Below are 16,615 nucleotides of genomic sequence, written 5' to 3'. Positions count from 1 at the left end.
CGAAACTGAAACCTGTTTCGCGTTACGAAATCAGGGTCTGCTTTGAGCTTATTCTGATCACGATTTTGGTACGCGGACCGTCTGTTATGCGGGCGCAGCTGCAAATTTTGCGCACGCGCCTTGCTCAGCCAAGATCAACGCATTGACAGTTTTGAATAAGTTTTTTTCACTTGTTGAGCCCGCATCCTGGGCTTTTTGCAGAGCTACGGAAGGAAATTTTCAATGACAAGATTCAGCGTATTTACTTTGCTGGGCGCAACGACTTTGGCGCTTTCTGCGTGTGACGAGACCAGTGGCACAAGCGGGTCCACCGAAGTCACTCCCGCACAACAAGCCTGTTTGCGCGACGTGGCCGCCGCAACCAACAACACGCAAGTTGTTGTGCTTTCGTCCGAGTTCAGCGAGGCCGGAACCCTGGTAAAAGTTGGGGTCGGTCCGGATCAGGCACCATGGAATTGTATCGCTTACACTGATGGTGCAACGGCGGGTATTGAATCGCTCAGCGACGAAGGCGCGCTTTGATCTTTTGCGTGATTGTCGCAACTTCGAGGCTCGGTCTAGCCGCTTGAGACCGTGCTCTTGGCTTTCCAGCCCCGGAAAGACGAAGCGAGCGCTTTTTGCGGCCTCGCAGGTGCGACACGCTTCGCCGCTTGAACGCGCCAGGACAAACATTCTGCCAAACAGAAGGGAATTGTGATGTTTAAGAAGTTCTTTTGGGCGCTTGCATTTTTCCCAATGCCCGCGTTTTCCGACATCTCTGATGAGGCGAACGCTTGCATCGATGAGTTGATATCCCGCTTTGGCAATGTTGGCGGTGAGGTCCTTGGCCAGGAATTCAGCCAAGCCGCCATCATGGTCCGGCTTCGCGATGGCACCGGTGTCGAGTATGAGTGCATCGTTTGGTCCGGACCCGAAGTCGCCGATTTACGACGCGTGGGTGAAGGCACTGACACTGCCAATGATGGAGGCGGCGCATTTGATGGTGCCTCTGACACTGCGCCGACAGTTTCAGGGGATCAGATCGTCAAGTTTGATGCCGGCACAAGTGGCACGACCCTAAGCGCCACACTTCAGGCCGGCACGTCGGTGCGTTACGTTCTGGGGGCAAACGACGGTCAGTTTCTGAACGTGGACGTCGGATCACATGGTGGCGCTCTGGACTACAGGATCTTCAATCCCGACGGCACTTTGCTGCTGGATTTGATTTCTTCGGAGAAGCCGTATCAGGGTCAGCTATGGCAGTCGGGCGAACTTATCATTGAAGTTGTGAACGCGGGCGCACAACCGATTGCCTTTGACATCGGGATCGGCATCAACTGACGCCGGAACGACTTGGGCAATTTGACATACTATCAAAGGGCCGCTCCCCCCAAGCACAATGTTGAATCCGCCTGTTCTCGCCTGCGTCGGGACGAGATGTGGCTATCCCCAGAACGCCTTCTGCACCTCGGCCCGCCGATCCCCGGTTGGAGTTTGAACCTCAAGCACCGTCCCGGCGTCCCAGTGGCTGGCATCGACCATGCCAATTGCGACATTTGTTTCGAAATCAGGCGACCAGGCGGCGGACGTGACCTGCCCAACCCGCTTTCCGTCTTTGTACAGCGGCCAGGCCGACCGGGCCGGCGGCACCGGATCACCGGGGATAGAAATCGCGCGAATTTGCCGTGCCGGACCTGCGGCGGCCTCGCGCGATAGCGCGTCCCTGCCGATATGGTCGCTACCCTCTGACGGATTGCAGAATTTGCCCAATCCGCATTCCAATGGCGAGTTCTCCATTGTCATGTCGTTGCCATAGCTCAACAGGCCACCTTCGATCCGTTCGATCAGGTTCGGACAGCCGGGGCGCACATTCAGATCTTCGCCCGCCTCGAACAAGGCGTTCCACAGTGGCATCCCATAGGCACCATTTTCAACATAGATCTCGTAGCCGCCTTGTTTGGAATACCCGGACCGCGCCACCACAAAGGACGTGTCCTGAAAAGCCAGCCGCTTGTAGCGGAAAAAGCGGATGTCACGCACCTCGCCTCCAAAGACCCGCGCCATCAGGTCATCCGACTTTGGGCCCTGAACGGCCAGGGGTGAAACGTCGGGCTCGAACACCTGCACATCCATGCCCGCACCGACAGCCAGCCCCTTGACCCACAAAAGCAGGTCGCTGTCCGCAATGGAAATCCACCAGCGATCCTCGCTGTGCTTGATCGCCACCGGGTCGTTCAACATGCCGCCGTTCTCATCAACGATCGGCACGTAGTAGCACTGGTCTTCCTGCATTTTCTCCAGGTTGCGGGGGGTTAGCCGACGCATCAGCCGGCCAGCATCCGGACCGTTCAGCTCGATCTGCCGTTCACAGGACACATCCCAGACCTGAACATGAGATTTCAGGTGTCGGTAGTCGGCCTCGACGCTCTCAAACACCGTGGGCAACAGCATCCGGTTATAGACGGTGTAGGCGGTGACGCCCTTGTCTTCGACCCCTTCGGAAAAGGGCGTCTGGCGCAGGCGGCGGGATTGGGACAGCAGACGCATATCAAAGGTCCATTGATTTGATACGATCCCGAAGCTGGAACTTCTGGATCTTTCCGGTGGAGGTTTTGGGAAGGGTTTCGAACACAACAGCCTTGGGGGCCTTGAACCCGGCAAGGTGGTCTCGGCAGAACGCAATGATCTCGTCAGATGTTGCCCTGGCGCCTTCACGCAGTTCGACAAACGCGCAGGGGACTTCGCCCCATTTCTCGTGCGGCATTGCTACCACGGCCGCAGCCTGCACGGCGTCATGACGATAAAGCACCGCTTCGACCTCGACGGATGAGATGTTTTCTCCGCCCGAGATGATCACGTCCTTCAGGCGGTCGCGGATCTGTATATAGCCGTTTTCGTGTACGACCGCACCATCACCAGACCAGAACCATCCGTCTTCGAAGGCTTTGGCGGTGGCCTCGGCATCCTTGTAATACCCCGCCATGACCGTGTTGCCCCGGATAGCAATCTCGCCCTGCGTGGACCCATCGCGCGTGACCGGCGTGCCGCTGGTGCGGTCGATAACCGAGACGTCTTCGACCATAGGAAAGGCAATGCCCTGCTGCGCCTGTAACTCGGCCTGTTCTGCGGGGCTAAGATCGTCCCACTCATCCTGCCAGAGACACTGTGAAATATGTCCGTAGGTTTCGGTCAGGCCATAGACCTGCATGACGTCAAATCCCATGGATCGCGTCTTTTCCAGCACCGACGGTGGCGGCGGCGCTCCGGCCGTCAATACGCGGATCGCGGGATCAAAGGGGGCCGCACCGCTTTCGGCTTCGGCCAGCATCTGCAACACAATGGGCGCCGCACCAAAATGGGTCACACCATGGGTGCGGATCGCATCCAGAATACGGTCTGCTGCCGGAACGCGTGTGAATACAACCGTCGCCCCAAGCATGGCCATCAACCAGGGGTGCCCCCAACCGTTGCAGTGGAACATCGGCACCACCGACAGATAGACCGGATAGGGCGGCATCTGCCACGCTGTCCCGGTGCCGAGTGCCATCAGATAAGCTCCGCGGTGGTGATAGACGACGCCCTTGGGGCGCCCGGACGTGCCAGAGGTGTAGTTCAGCGCAATCGCATCCCACTCATCTTCGGGCAGGTCCATCGGCACAGGGGCGGATTTGGTCAGCGCCTCATAGGTCTGGCCACCAAGGCTTTGGCCTGTTGCAGCGGGATCGACGATCTCGACCACTGGCAAGGTCCGACCGAGCAGATCAAACGCTTTGGACAGAAGCGGCACAAGCTCCCGGTCCACGATCACCAGTTTCGTGTCCGCGTGATCCAGGATGTAGGCGATGGTTTCCGGTTCCAAGCGTGTATTCAGAGTGTTGAGCACTCCGCCTGTCAGCGGTACGGCAAAGTGCAACTCGAACAGCTCTGGGATGTTCGGGCTGAGCACCGAAACCGTATCACCTTTCTGCACACCAAGTGCCGCCAACCCACCGGCCACCGCGCGAACGCGGGGGGTGGTCTCAGCCCAACTTCGCCGGATGTCGCCATAGATTACCGCCGTGCGGGCTCCATGCAGGTTTTCGGCGCGGTGCAGAAAAGACAACGGCGACAGAGGCACATGGTTGGCCCGTGTCTTCTGAAGAGCTTCGAAATGGTGACGCATCCCGGTACCGCCTTTATCAGCTGTTAGGCCGCACGCGAGCGGCGGTCTTGTTGGCGAAGGCTTCCAGCCGTTCGCGGGCGGCGGGCTGGGTATTGACCACTCCGCCCACCACAGCTTCTGCATACGCCGCGTCCATGCCGGACATGTTGTTCAGGTGGCTGATTGCCGAGCAGATTGCAAAATTGGTCAAAGGCAGGTTCTGCGCAATTTGTCCCGCCAGCTCCATCGCCTTGGCCATGCTGCCGCCTTCTTCGGTTATGTATTGCGCCAACCCCAGATCGACGGCCTCTTGCCCCTGATAGACACGGCCGGTCAGGATCATGTCGATCATGCGGTATTTGCCGATCATATCCGAAACCCTGATGGTTGCCCCGCCCCCAGTAAAAATCCCACGCTGGCCTTCAGGCAAGGCAAAATAGGTGCCGGGGTCGATCACACGGATATGCGCCGCGCTGGCCAGTTCCAGTCCTCCGCCCACTACCGCGCCCTTCAGCGCGGCGATGATCGGCACACCACCATATTCCATCTTGTTGAACGCTTCATGCCAGCGCAGACAGACATGCATGAAGTCATCCGGGCTGCGGTCGGCCTTCCAATGCTCGACCAGATCAAGGCCCGCGCAGAAGTGGTTTCCTTCGCCGGCCAGAACCACAGCTCTGACACCGGCCATACGCGCGCCGCTGAAAAAGCGGATCAGTTCCTCGATCGTGGCCACATCCAGTGCGTTGCGCTTAGAGGGACGGTTCAGGGTCACGACGTACAGACCGTTCTCACGCTCGGAAATCGCAAGGTTCTCATATGTGTCGGGGTTCACGACGTCATTCATGGGTCAGATCCTATCCAGGCGTTATTCGGGGAAAGTCGCGTCAAGCAGACTGCGCGAGCCATGCAGGATGCGGGCGTGTTCGGTTGCACATTCAGGCAGAATGTGCTGGGCAAAAAACAGGGCAGTGGCGATTTTCTGGGTCATGAATTGTGTATCCTGCCCGGCGTCCAGTGCACTTTGCGCAGCCACGGCACCCTTTGCCAGTTTCCACCCTGCCGCGAGTGTCCCGGCCAGCATAAGGAACGGGACAGAGCCTGCAAAGGCAGCGTCGATATCCTTTCGGCTGTTTTCCAGCAACCAATCCAGCGCGGCCTCAAATGCGCCGCGCGCCTGAGCAAGACTTGCGCCAATTGCCTGCGCGCTGGCATCTCCTTTTGCCAGTTGCGCTTCAGTCTCGGCTATTCGGGCGGCGAACCGGCGGGCGGTTTCTCCTCCGTCGCGCATCACCTTGCGGCCCAGAAGATCGTTGGCCTGAATGGCTGTGGTGCCTTCGTAAATCGGCAGAATGCGGGCGTCGCGGTAGTGCTGCGCGGCTCCTGTTTCTTCGATAAAGCCCATGCCGCCGTGGATTTGCACGCCCAGCGAGGCGACCTCGACCGCGCGTTCCGAGCAGAAGCCTTTGACCAGCGGGACCATGAATTCGGCCAGCGCAGCGATTGCCGGATCGTCCTGAAGATGCGCGATGTCCAGCAGGCCTGCCGTTGCGGCCGCCATAGCCCGGCCACCTTCGGTCAGGCCGCGCATCCGCATGAGCATACGGCGTACGTCCGGGTGTTCGATGATGGCGACCGCGTCTTTGGCCTGACCATTCACGGGACGGCTCTGCACCCGGTCGCGCGCATAAGCCAGAGCGCGTTGGTAAGCCCGTTCAGAGGTCGCGATGCCCTGAACCCCAACAGAAAACCGAGCGGCGTTCATCATGATGAACATGTATTCCAGTCCGCGGTTTTCCTCGCCGATCAGGAAACCGGTGGCGTCTTTGTATTCCAGAACCGCCGTCGGGCTGGCACGAACGCCCAGTTTGTGTTCGATGCTTATGCAATTGACCGTGTTCTCGACGCCCGGAGTGCCATCCGGCCCCACCAGTTTTTGCGGAACGATGAACAGGCTCAGCCCCTTCGGCCCGGCAGGCGCGTCAGGTGTGCGGGCCAGCACCAGATGAATGATGTTCTCGGTCAGATCGTGCGCGCCATATGTGATGAAGATCTTGGTGCCAGAGACGCCGTAGCTGCCATCCCCACGCTGCGCCGCCCTGGTCGCCACGCGGCCCAGATCACTGCCTGCCTGCGGTTCGGTCAGGTTCATCGTGCCGGACCAGCGCCCTGCGATCAGCGGTTCCAGATAGGTGGCTTTCTGTTCGTCCGAACCGGTCAGCAGCAACGCCTCAATCGCCCCGTCGGTCAGCAGCGGGCAAAGACCAAAGCTCATATCAGCGGCATTCAGCATTTCAACGGCAGCCGCGCCGACGGCACGCGGCAATCCCATCCCGCCATATTCCACCGGATGGGTCAGCGCCTGCCACCCCATTTCGACGAACTGCGCGTAAGCTTGCGCATCACCTTCGGGCATCGACACGCGGCCACTGTCGAACTGCGCGCCCAGCGTGTCCCCGATATGTGACAATGGCGCGATCTGTTCGCTGCAGAACCGGGCATATCCCTCGAGAGCGGCACCAATATCCGTCAGGTCGTATTCCGAATACACTTCCACCCGGGACACCTTTTCCCAGTGGGACAAGTGTTCGATGCAAAACATCAAATCCTGTACGGGCGGCTGATAGGACATGCCAGGCTCCCCTGCGGCGACTATGGTTTCGCGTCATCTACCCGCCCAATGGTTTGCCGATAAGCTCATTTCTTGACAAAATGGTATCCGATTACGCCAACCTGAGGTTCAGATGACCAGCCATGACCCGATATCTCTGACGACTGTATCGGCGGGATTTGTCCAGGATTGGCTGGATGCGCTAAAGTCCCGTTGCACTCCGGCTGAGATGACATCGCTGTTAGAGCGTTCGGGCTTGCAGGCCAACCCGATGGCACCTTCTCAACGCGTCACACTGAATGAAATCGCCCGGCTTTATCAGCTTGCCGCGCCCGAAACCAAGGACGAAATGATGGGGCTCTGGAGCCGTCCGATCCGGCCCCGCGCCCTGCAGCATCTGGTGACGGTACAGCGCGAAGCGAGCAGCCTGACCTCGGCACTTTATCGCTTCTCGACATTTTGGAACCTGCTTCTGGATGACTTCCACCTGGACTTGCACAGCAAATCCGACGAGATGGAACTGGCGTTGGTCCCATATTCGGACGACACCCGCCCGCAGCGTTTCGGCCACATGCTGATCCTGAAACTGGCGCATGGGCTTTTGTCCTGGCTTGGCGGGACGGAAACACCGGTAAAAGCCGTTCGCTTTGCCTTTGCCCGCCCGGAATTTGCCGCCGACTACGCCGTCGTCTTCCCATGCGCGGTCGAGTTTGACGCTCGGCAGACCAGTATCCTTTTCGACCCGCGTCTGTTCACCCGCCCGATAACCCGCAGTTCGGCTGAGGCATCCGTGTTCCTTGAAAGTGCGCCGCTGGACTGGATCTTTACCGGTTCGCGCGCGCATACAAACAGCCTTCGCGTCCGCGCGTTTCTCTACGGCGCAACATGGCAAACCTGCCAGCTACCTGATGCAGCGCGTGCCCTGAAAATGACGCCGCGGACCTTGAACAGGCGTTTGAAAGAAGAAGGGACTTCTTTTCAGGACATCAAGGATGCACTGCGCCGCGACATTGCCATCCGCGCGCTTCAGCAAAGTACGCTCAGTATTGAACAGATCGCCTTTGACACCGGGTTTTCGGCTCCGGCGAATTTTCACCGCGCCTTTCGAAAGTGGACCAGCCGGACCCCCGGGTCATACCGCTTGCACGCGCAGGCTTCCTGACGACGGCGCTCTGTCGCGGACATTCGCATAGCTCGTGCGAACAGGTCATTCACTTGGGCTGACAATCCGCCCGTTTCGCAGTTCCAGCGTGTCTGGTGCCAATGCCGCGCGAAACGATGGTGCGTGGCTTACCAGCAGTATAGCCTGCGGCAGACTTCGCAGAATTTCCAGAAGTCGCGCTTCATTTTTGGCGTCAAGCGCATTGGTAGGCTCATCCAAAAGCAGCGCCTCCGGCTCCATCGCCAAAACGGTTGCAAGGGTCACAAGCCGCTTCTCTCCACCAGAGAGCTTGTGCGTAATGCGATCACGCAGACTTAACAGATCCAGATCGGAAAGCACCCTGTCGACGATGGCCAGCGCCTCGGACTTGCTGCGCCCGAGGTTGAGAGGACCAAATGCGATGTCTTCCGCCACTGTCGGACAAAACAGCTGATCATCAGGATCCTGAAAAACCAGCCCGACCTGGCGGCGGACTTCGTGAAAATCCGCCTCGACGCGCCTTTCCTTTCCCAGGACGGTCACGCGCCCGGCGCTTGGTGTTTGCAGGCCAAGGGCAATACGAAACAGGGTAGATTTTCCCGCGCCATTCGGGCCCGCAATCGAGAGGCGCTGCCCCGGTTCAAGCTGCAGCGAAGCGCCGTCCAGCACTGGTGGCTGGCCAGGGTACGCAAAACAAATGTCTTCAAGCTTGAGGATCGTCATAGATAATCCAGGAACAGCAGGCCAAGGCAAACGGTGCACAGCATCGCGGCGAACATGTGATCGCGTCGTGTCATGTTAAAGTCCTGCAGCAACAAAAGACGCCCGGAAAACCCCCGGCATTTCATCGCCGCCAGAATCCGCTCGGACCGTTCGATCGCGCGCACCAGCATCATGCCGACCAGATACCCGAAGCTTCGGTAGGTGTGCCAGTTTGTGCCGGGGCGAAATCCGCGGATCTTCATCGCAGCGCGCAGGCGCAGGTATTCTTCCCGCAACACCTCGATGTAGCGGATGGTGAACATCAAAAGGTGCACTAGCACCTCGGGGCAGCGCAGCTTGTGCAAAGCGTGTCCCAGCGTCACGGGCTCCATCGTTCCGACCAGAACCATCAGCGCAAGGATGACCGCGTTGGCCGTCAGTGCAATCTCGACAGCTTTCCAAAGGCCCTGCCAACTGGCCGGAAAGCCAAAAACCGTGAACATCGCGTCACCGGGCATTGAGAATGGCAGCAACACCAGCATGAAAATGATGAAACTGTCCATCATGGCCATACGCTTGAGGGTCCGGCCGACTGGCAAGCGTGACATCACCAGTAACCCAAGCGAGACGGACAAAGCGCCGATCAGCGCCGGAACACTATTGAGGGCAACCGTGACGATGGCAAAGATGCAGGCCAAAACGATGCGCATACGGGGATCGTAGTCTCCGATCATCCCGAAATGGGCGGCTCTGCCTGCCTCGGCCAGTGTTTTGGCCTGTGGTTCCAGCGCATGTGCCATCAGGTGGCCATCTTTTTGCGCGCGGCCAGATAAAAGCCGATGCCGAACAGACCAATGATATAACCAATACCACCCAAGATGTTCTGCAGATCATTGTGCTCGCGGTAGGCAGCGATCTCGCGCCGCAGTGGGCGGGTTTCGTCGCGCACCGCTTTGGCGATGGCGGCGCGTTCCTCATCCGAGAGCGAGGCCACAGTCACCGCTGCCGCGCCATCCGCAGATGCAACCGGCGTGGCTGTTTCAGAAAGCTCGGCTTCGACCCCCATGATTTCGGCCACTTCGTCGGCCGGCATGGCAACTTCGGCGACGTGCCCTGCACCCAGATCTGCCCTGAATGTATGAGTCACAGCTCTGGTCGGGCTGTAGAGAAAGAAACCGTCCGTATCGGTTACTGTGCGTCCCAGTTCAGAGCCGTCGGGGCCATAGACGATGACTTCCTGGTCTGCGGCCATATCGCCATTGGAAAACCCCAGCTCGCCTTCGATTGCGTCGCCTGCCGGAAAAACGCCCGCTATAACCTTGTGCGCAAGAGCCGGGAGCGGGGCGAGAGCAAGCGTACAAACAAGGATCAACTGTTTCATGTGGACGCAACCTTTACAAAAAGTTCCGGTTTGACCTTGCGGGCCAGAAGAACGGCAAAACCTGTCAGCACGGCCTCGATAGCCATGACGGGAATGTGGGCGAAAAAGACAAGCTTGGCAGCGGGCAGGAACTCATCGCCGGACAGCGCCAGCGAGACCGCGACAAAAGCAGTCGTGGCGGCGATCGAAAACGCGCCACCGACGCCGCCCCAGATCGCCCCCTGAACAGGCGAGCCATGTGCGATCAGGCGACCAAAGATCATCCAGGTCAGCACCGCCGGAAGGGCGATATTCACCGTGTTGATCCCCAGCACGGTCAATCCGCCAAAACCGAAGAACACGGCTTGCAGCAGCAAGCCGACAAAAAGGGCCGGAAAGGCGGCCCAGCCGAGCAGAAGCCCGGCCAGGCCGTTCAGAATCAAATGCACAGACGACGGGCCAATCGGCACATGGATCAGCGAGGCGACAAAAAAGCTGGCCGACAACACGCCCGCCGTGGGAATGCGATCCAGATCCAGCGATTTCAGGCCCAATGCGATCCCGCCAGCCGCGACGACCGCACCGCCGATCACGACAGGGTTTGAAAGGGCTCCGTCGACGATGTGCATTCAGGCTTACTCCAGATCCCAGGCGCGGATCCAGATGACCGCATCCTGGCTCAGCTCTTTGCCTTCATGCTCGGTTTCCGGACCCACGCCCAAAGCGGCAAAGCCCCAGTACCCGGCTTTTGGCACACCAAAAGTGAAATATCCGTTGTCATCCGAAATCGCGACCAACGCGCCGCCCGGCAATGGGGACACGGTGGCGTCCTTCGCGCCGGTGCCGGTCATGTCCGGTGCTGCGGCGATGTACTCGATTTCGATTTCTGCGCCGGCGACGGGCTGTCCCTCGCTCAACACGCGACCGGTAAAGGTTGACCCGGCGATGATGTTGTAAGGCTTGTTCAGCGGCAGAATCTCGGTGGCCAGCCCCTGCGGCTGATCCCAGTCGGTCGGCAGTTCGTTTCGGTTGAGGTAAGCCTTGGTGATCTGCTGGATATAGATATCCTCTGATTCTTCGTAGTAAGGCGCAGGAACTGTAACCACCACATAGTCACCCGAGCGTTTAACCGGAACCGAGCCCAGGAACGCTTTGGCAATGTTGTCCGGTCCTTCAAAAGTGGTTTCTTCCAGCGTATCCATCAGATCGGTTTTTTCACCGTTGTGGATTACAAAGAATTCTTCCGGTTTTTCCAGGGTCATCACGTGACCGGCTTCAAACGGGTGCCAGAAAACCAGTTTGACCGGAACGTCACCGGGGCGTTCGATCATCGTGTCGTCGGTATATTCCAGCAGGAAATGGGCCTGCGCCAATGCAGGCATCGCCAAAGCAGCCGTGGCAGCCACCAGCAGTTTTTTCACAAATCGAGTCCTTCTCACGTCGCGCCATCCCCGGCGCAAATTTACTTTGACGATGGGGAACGCGAAGCCATCTGCCTTGTCGGGCAAACAGATCCGGCGCACACCCCGTCGCCGATGATGAACGCCCCTTCCAAGGGCGCATGTTCGGCAGGTCTCCTGACTTGCGGGTCAAAGCGCTAAACTAACCTTCCCGGGATACCCCAGTGGCATTATCAGCCGCGCTCGCCGCCTACAGTTGCGGGGGCAGTTGCAGAGTTGGCGAAATGTGCCGCACTGCATTCCCTATTGCTTCCGAGGATGTCCCCGGAACCGAACATGGCGCGTTCATGCCAGAATATGTAAGACACGGTCAACAATTGATTGCGGCGTTGCATGCGCCATTTGCGAAATCAGGAATTGCATGTTCGCGCTTGCTACGCGGTTTGGTATGCGCCACCGCGAGTGTGTTTATTTTCCTAGATCTCTTTCCGCGTTCAATAGTCGTCGGTTCAGTTCGCGGACTTGAGATTTTTAGGCCTGAAACTGCGGGCGTTGACTCGCGTGTAAAATTGAACTCACCGCAAATATGTAGGGTCGCTCCGATGCACAAAAGGTCCGACCGGCCCAGCGTTCGACGCCGAAGCAGAGTTGTTGTATTTGTTGCCGTGTTCACGCTACCATCGGGCAAAACAACAGTGCAGGTGCCTCGTGACCACAGAAACAAAACGCCCGCTTACCCTTCGCGATGTCTCGGAAGCGTCGGGGGTATCCGAAATGACGGTCAGCAGGGTCCTGCGCAATCGGGGTGATGTTTCGGATGCGACCCGAACACGGGTTCTGGCCGCCGCGAAAGAGCTGGGATACGTGCCCAACAAGATTGCGGGCGCGCTAGCATCCAGCCGGGTCAATCTGGTCGCGGTCATCATCCCCTCACTGTCCAACATGGTCTTCCCCGAGGTCCTGACCGGCATCAATCAGGTTCTGGAAGACACCGAATTGCAGCCAGTGGTCGGCGTAACCGATTATTTGCCGGAAAAAGAGGAAAAGGTCCTTTACGAGATGCTCTCGTGGCGGCCTTCGGGCGTGATCATCGCAGGGCTGGAACACACGGAAGCGGCCCGGGCAATGCTGGATTCCGCGGGCATTCCGGTGGTCGAAATCATGGACACCGACGGCAAACCCGTGGATGCGATGGTCGGCATTTCGCACCGCCGTGCCGGTCGCGAAATGGCGCAGGCCATTCTGAAGGCCGGATACCAGCATATCGGTTTCATGGGGACCAAGATGCCTTTGGACCACCGCGCGCGCAAACGTTTCGAAGGCTTTACCGAAGTTCTGGGCAAACACGGGATCGAGATCGAGGATCGCGAGTTCTACTCGGGCGGGTCGGCACTGGCCAAGGGGCGCGAGATGACGCAGGCGATGCTGGAACGGTCGCCGGAACTGGATTTTCTGTATTATTCCAATGATATGATCGGCGCTGGCGGACTGTTGTACCTGCTGGATCAGGGGATAGACATCCCTGGTCAAATCGGGCTGGCAGGGTTCAACAATGTCGAACTGCTGCAAGGTCTGCCTCGCAAACTGGCAACCATGGATGCCTGCCGGTTGGAAATCGGCCGTCAGGCCGCAGGGATCATCGCGGCACAGCTGGCCGACCCGGAAGCCGAGATTGAAACCCGCGTGACCCTGACGCCAAAAATCAGCTACGGCGACACACTGAAGCGGCGTTAGAGTCTTGGCACTGCCGAAACTGGACAACCGGACAGCGCGTGCGGTGTTCATGGATCGTCACTTGCTGTCCGAGACCCCGTCGGGCAGCGCAAAAGGCGCGGATCTTCTGGACCTGATCCGACGGCTTGGTTTTGTTCAGCTGGACAGTATCAACACCGTAGCCCGCGCCCATGACATGATCCTGTTTTCGCGCAGGCCCACCTATCGTAGCACACATCTGAAGCGCCTGTATGAACGGGACAGGGCGCTGTTCGAACATTGGACGCATGACGCCGCCGTCATTCCGATGGAGTTTTACCGGCATTGGCACCTGCGGTTTCAGCGCGACGCGGATTTGTTGAAGGCCCGCTGGAAGAATTGGCGGCGGGATGGATTTGAACAACAGTTCGCCTCGGTTCTGCTGCACATCCGCGATCACGGTCCGGTATCCTCGTCCGATGTGGGAAAGGACGAAAAGAAAGGATCGGGCGGCTGGTGGGACTGGCACCCGTCCAAAACCGCGCTGGAGTTCTTGTGGCGCTCGGGTGCGCTGACCGTCATTGGTCGGGATGGCTTTCAGAAACGCTACGACCTGACGGAACGGGTGATAGAAACTCATCTGTGCCCCGGTCATGCACCATGCGATGCCGAAGGAACGGTGGACTGGTTGTGCAACGCCGCCCTCGACAGGTTGGGGTTTGCAACATCGGGCGAACTGGCTGCGTTCTGGGATACGGTCAGCCCGGCCGAGGCGAAAGACTGGTGCGCCGCGGCCCAGAAAAACGGCGCAATTGAGGAAGTCGAAATCAATTGCGCGGATGGGCGTACAAGGAAAGTGTTTTCCCGCCCGGGATTGGTTGAAGAGGCCCCTGAACTGCCCGCGCCACCGGGCAGAATTCGCGTGCTCAGCCCGTTTGACCCGATGCTGCGGGATCGAAACCGCGCCGAACGCCTGTTCGGGTTTCACTACAGGATAGAAGTGTTTGTGCCCGCGCCCAAAAGAACCTACGGCTATTATGTCTTCCCCCTGCTCGAAGGTGATCGGCTGATCGGCCGGATCGACATGAAGGCCCACAGGGATAGCGGCGAATTGCGGGTACAATCCGTCTGGCCCGAGCGAAAGTTGCGCTGGTCAGAGGCGCGCACCCGCCGTCTGGAGGCCGAGCTGGACCGGGTGCGCAGGTTTGCCGGCCTTGATCGTGTTGAGCTTGCCGACGGTTGGCTGAAAGACCCTAAATAGGCTCTATTCAACCTGTGACAGGGTTAGGTGGATCGATTCAAGACCGTCAATTCCGCCATCAATCACATCACCGGCCTGGACCGCACCGACACCGGCCGGGGTACCTGTCATGATCAGATCGCCCGGACGAAGGTGATAGTAATTTGAAAGATGGCTCACGATCTCATCTATTTTCCAGATCAGTTCGTCCAGGGTCGCATCCTGCCGGACTTCACCGTTGACGCTCAGATGAATGCGCTTGTCTTTGTCAGGCGACCAGCTCTCCGACCGGGTCAGCGGCGCAAAAACGGCACCGTTTTCCAGATCCTTGCCCAGATCCCACGGGCGCTGTTTGTTCCGTTCACGGATTTGCAGGTCGCGGCGGGTCATGTCTAGCGCGCACCCATAGGCAAACACCGCGCCCAAAGCCTGCTCGCGACTGACGCGGAACACCGGCTGACCGATTGCAATCACCAGTTCCATTTCGTGATGATAGTTTTCGGTACCCGGCGGATATGGCACGGTCGCCCCGGTCAGGATGGCGTTGGGTGCGGACTTGGTGAAATAGAACGGCGCCTCGCGGTCCACAGTATTTCCCATTTCAGCCGCATGGGCCGCATAGTTCCGCCCGACGCAAAAAATCCGGCCCACCGGATATTCGGCCTGCTCGCCGACAACCGGTATCGCAACAGGTTCGGGAAGAGAAAACAGCTTGTCCTGCATGACAGCCCCCAGTTTGAAACATCGCCGGCATCTTAGGTGTCTTCCCATCACTGGCAAGACGTTGGCGACCGGGATGCACACTGTTTTGACCTGACATTCAAGACTTCGGGTTTCTTAGACGCATTGACCTTTCGCTCCGGATAACTCTCACTGCCCCGGAAATTCAAACACCCGGGACATCCCGGATCAGACGGAAACACGGGGAATAGCATGCAGTGGAACGAATTCGCGGAATGGGGCCGAAAAGTCGCTGACTGGACGCAGAACTATCACGAAACCGTTGGCGACAGGCCCGTCCGGGCACGGTGCGAACCGGGTGAGGTCTTGAATGCGTTACCGTCTGAACCGCCCGAAACCGCCCAGCCCATGGAAGACATCTTCCGGGATTTTGAGCAGATCGTAATGCCCGGCATCACCCATTGGCAGCACCCCCGGTTCTTTGCCTACTTCAACTCCAACGCCTCGGCCCCGTCGGTTCTGGGTGAGTTTCTGGCCAGCGCCATCGCACCGCAATGCATGTTGTGGCAAACCTCGCCTGCCGCGACCGAGATGGAAACCCGGATGATGGATTGGTTGCGGCAGGCTTTGGATCTGCCGGACGGTTTCGCCGGAGTGATTCAGGACTCGGCCTCGTCGGCGACGCTGGCCGCCGTTTTGACGATGCGGGAAAAGGCACTGGCCTGGCAGGGCAACAAACAGGGGCTGTTCGCGCAGAAACCCCTGCGCATCTATTGTTCATCCGAGGTTCACACCTCAATCGACAGGGCCATCTGGGTTGCCGGAATTGGCGAAGACAACCTTGTGCGTGTTCCCATCAAGGGCGACTGGCGCGGAATGGACCCCGACGCGCTGGAAGCGGCCATTCAGGCAGATTTAGACTCTGGTTTACAGCCTGCGGGCGTCATTTTGTGCGTCGGCGGAACCGGCGTCGGGGCAACCGATCCTGTGGATCGTTGCTTAGAAATCGCCGCCGAATACGACCTCTATTCCCATGTCGATGCAGCCTGGGCCGGGTCGGCCATGATCTGCCCCGAGTACCGGCACTACTGGCCCGGGATCGAACAGGCTGACAGCATCGTCTTCAACCCCCACAAATGGCTGGGGGTACAGTTCGACTGCTGCGCGCATTTCCTGAAGAACCCCGAAGATCTGGTCCAGACGCTGGCTATCAGTCCGGAATACCTGAAAACACATGGTAAAGACGGGATCGTCAATTACTCGGAATGGTCCGTTCCATTGGGGCGTCGCTTCCGCGCGCTGAAACTGTGGTTCGTGATACGCACCTACGGGCTGGAAGGCCTGCGCCAGCGGATGCGAAATCACGTCAACTGGTCCAAAGCGCTGCATGACAAACTTGCGTCGGAACCGGATTTTCAGATCACGACGGCGCCCATGTGGTCACTCTGGTCATTTCGGTACATGCCCGAAGGCTGCGCCGACCCGGATGATCTGAATTTGCGGCTGGTCAACGCCATCAATGATGACGGACGGATTTATCTGACACAAACACGTGTGGATGGCGATCTGGTCATCCGGTTCCAGGCCGGACAATTCGAAACCACGGAACAGGACGTGATGATGGCCTATGACGTCATAACGGACATTGCCCGTGGCCTGACTCCTTAG

General features: G+C 58.7%; 16 protein-coding genes and 1 riboswitch. Of the genes, 6 read left to right on the top strand and 10 right to left on the bottom strand.

Annotated features, from left to right (window positions below):
- Positions 1-222 precede the first annotated feature (222 nt).
- Entirely contained in the window at positions 223-522 is a 300-nt protein-coding gene (locus ACR0FE_RS08430; protein ID WP_480523161.1) for a hypothetical protein, read from the top strand.
- A 174-nt stretch (positions 523-696) separates the two neighbouring features.
- The gene (locus ACR0FE_RS08425; protein ID WP_480912355.1) at positions 697-1,320 is read left to right on the top strand and encodes a hypothetical protein; all 624 of its coding nucleotides are present in this window, start codon (positions 697-699) and stop codon (positions 1,318-1,320) included.
- Positions 1,321-1,422: 102 nt separating this feature from the next.
- Here ACR0FE_RS08425 and ACR0FE_RS08420 read toward each other — a convergent pair whose 3' ends face one another.
- From ACR0FE_RS08420 to ACR0FE_RS08405, 4 genes are read right to left on the bottom strand one after another with little or no spacing between them, the layout of a single operon-like run.
- The gene (locus tag ACR0FE_RS08420; RefSeq protein WP_480912352.1) at positions 1,423-2,526 is read right to left on the bottom strand and encodes a dimethylsulfoniopropionate demethylase; all 1,104 of its coding nucleotides are present in this window, start codon (positions 2,524-2,526) and stop codon (positions 1,423-1,425) included.
- A 1-nt stretch (position 2,527) separates the two neighbouring features.
- Positions 2,528-4,141, bottom strand: coding sequence for an AMP-binding protein (locus tag ACR0FE_RS08415; protein WP_480912350.1), 1,614 nt, complete (start codon positions 4,139-4,141; stop codon positions 2,528-2,530).
- A gap of 16 nt (positions 4,142-4,157) precedes the next feature.
- Positions 4,158-4,967 carry a methylthioacryloyl-CoA hydratase gene (gene dmdD / locus ACR0FE_RS08410; protein ID WP_170612592.1) on the bottom strand — a complete coding sequence of 270 codons (810 nt, stop codon included), beginning with the start codon at positions 4,965-4,967 and terminating at the stop codon, positions 4,158-4,160.
- A gap of 21 nt (positions 4,968-4,988) precedes the next feature.
- Complete coding sequence (locus ACR0FE_RS08405) at positions 4,989-6,752, bottom strand: acyl-CoA dehydrogenase family protein (protein WP_170680269.1); 1,764 nt, start codon at positions 6,750-6,752, stop codon at positions 4,989-4,991.
- A gap of 112 nt (positions 6,753-6,864) precedes the next feature.
- Between ACR0FE_RS08405 and ACR0FE_RS08400 the strand changes: the two genes are divergently transcribed.
- A complete protein-coding gene (locus tag ACR0FE_RS08400; RefSeq protein WP_480912346.1) occupies positions 6,865-7,893 on the top strand; it encodes an AraC family transcriptional regulator in 1,029 nt (342 codons plus the stop codon).
- A 45-nt stretch (positions 7,894-7,938) separates the two neighbouring features.
- On the opposite strand, the gene ACR0FE_RS08395 is transcribed toward ACR0FE_RS08400, so the two are convergent.
- From ACR0FE_RS08395 to ACR0FE_RS08375, 5 genes are read right to left on the bottom strand one after another with little or no spacing between them, the layout of a single operon-like run.
- Positions 7,939-8,595: an ABC transporter ATP-binding protein gene (locus ACR0FE_RS08395; RefSeq protein WP_170612598.1), complete on the bottom strand. Its 657-nt coding sequence runs from the start codon at positions 8,593-8,595 to the stop codon at positions 7,939-7,941.
- Positions 8,592-9,374 carry a cobalt ECF transporter T component CbiQ gene (cbiQ, locus tag ACR0FE_RS08390; protein ID WP_480912344.1) on the bottom strand — a complete coding sequence of 261 codons (783 nt, stop codon included), beginning with the start codon at positions 9,372-9,374 and terminating at the stop codon, positions 8,592-8,594. Before cbiQ ends, ACR0FE_RS08395 begins: the two co-directional genes overlap by 4 nt.
- A complete protein-coding gene (locus ACR0FE_RS08385; RefSeq protein ID WP_170680263.1) occupies positions 9,374-9,955 on the bottom strand; it encodes a cobalt ABC transporter permease in 582 nt (193 codons plus the stop codon). The genes cbiQ and ACR0FE_RS08385 overlap by 1 nt, the downstream gene beginning before the upstream one ends.
- On the bottom strand, positions 9,952-10,563 hold the full coding sequence (cbiM, locus tag ACR0FE_RS08380; protein WP_480912340.1) for a cobalt transporter CbiM: 612 nt from the start codon (positions 10,561-10,563) through the stop codon (positions 9,952-9,954). Before cbiM ends, ACR0FE_RS08385 begins: the two co-directional genes overlap by 4 nt.
- 6 nt (positions 10,564-10,569) lie before the next feature.
- Positions 10,570-11,355 carry a DUF4198 domain-containing protein gene (locus tag ACR0FE_RS08375; protein WP_480912339.1) on the bottom strand — a complete coding sequence of 262 codons (786 nt, stop codon included), beginning with the start codon at positions 11,353-11,355 and terminating at the stop codon, positions 10,570-10,572.
- Positions 11,356-11,484: 129 nt separating this feature from the next.
- A riboswitch (cobalamin riboswitch) is annotated at positions 11,485-11,684 on the bottom strand.
- A gap of 358 nt (positions 11,685-12,042) precedes the next feature.
- Between ACR0FE_RS08375 and ACR0FE_RS08370 the strand changes: the two genes are divergently transcribed.
- Together ACR0FE_RS08370 and ACR0FE_RS08365 are read left to right on the top strand one after the other, a co-directional pair.
- Entirely contained in the window at positions 12,043-13,068 is a 1,026-nt protein-coding gene (locus ACR0FE_RS08370) for a LacI family DNA-binding transcriptional regulator (protein WP_170612609.1), read from the top strand.
- A gap of 4 nt (positions 13,069-13,072) precedes the next feature.
- Positions 13,073-14,287 carry a winged helix-turn-helix domain-containing protein gene (locus ACR0FE_RS08365; RefSeq protein WP_480912337.1) on the top strand — a complete coding sequence of 405 codons (1,215 nt, stop codon included), beginning with the start codon at positions 13,073-13,075 and terminating at the stop codon, positions 14,285-14,287.
- 3 nt (positions 14,288-14,290) lie between these two features.
- Here ACR0FE_RS08365 and ACR0FE_RS08360 read toward each other — a convergent pair whose 3' ends face one another.
- Positions 14,291-14,989, bottom strand: a complete 699-nt coding sequence (locus tag ACR0FE_RS08360) for a fumarylacetoacetate hydrolase family protein (protein ID WP_480714333.1) — start codon at positions 14,987-14,989, stop codon at positions 14,291-14,293.
- 210 nt (positions 14,990-15,199) lie between these two features.
- Here ACR0FE_RS08360 and ACR0FE_RS08355 point away from each other — a divergent pair, with 210 nt between their 5' ends.
- Positions 15,200-16,615: a pyridoxal phosphate-dependent decarboxylase family protein gene (locus ACR0FE_RS08355; RefSeq protein WP_480912335.1), complete on the top strand. Its 1,416-nt coding sequence runs from the start codon at positions 15,200-15,202 to the stop codon at positions 16,613-16,615.

The organism is Ruegeria sp. K7 (assembly GCF_056531785.1).
Note: the sequence above shows the minus strand (reverse complement) of the source record. Positions and strands in the feature narration are given on the sequence as shown.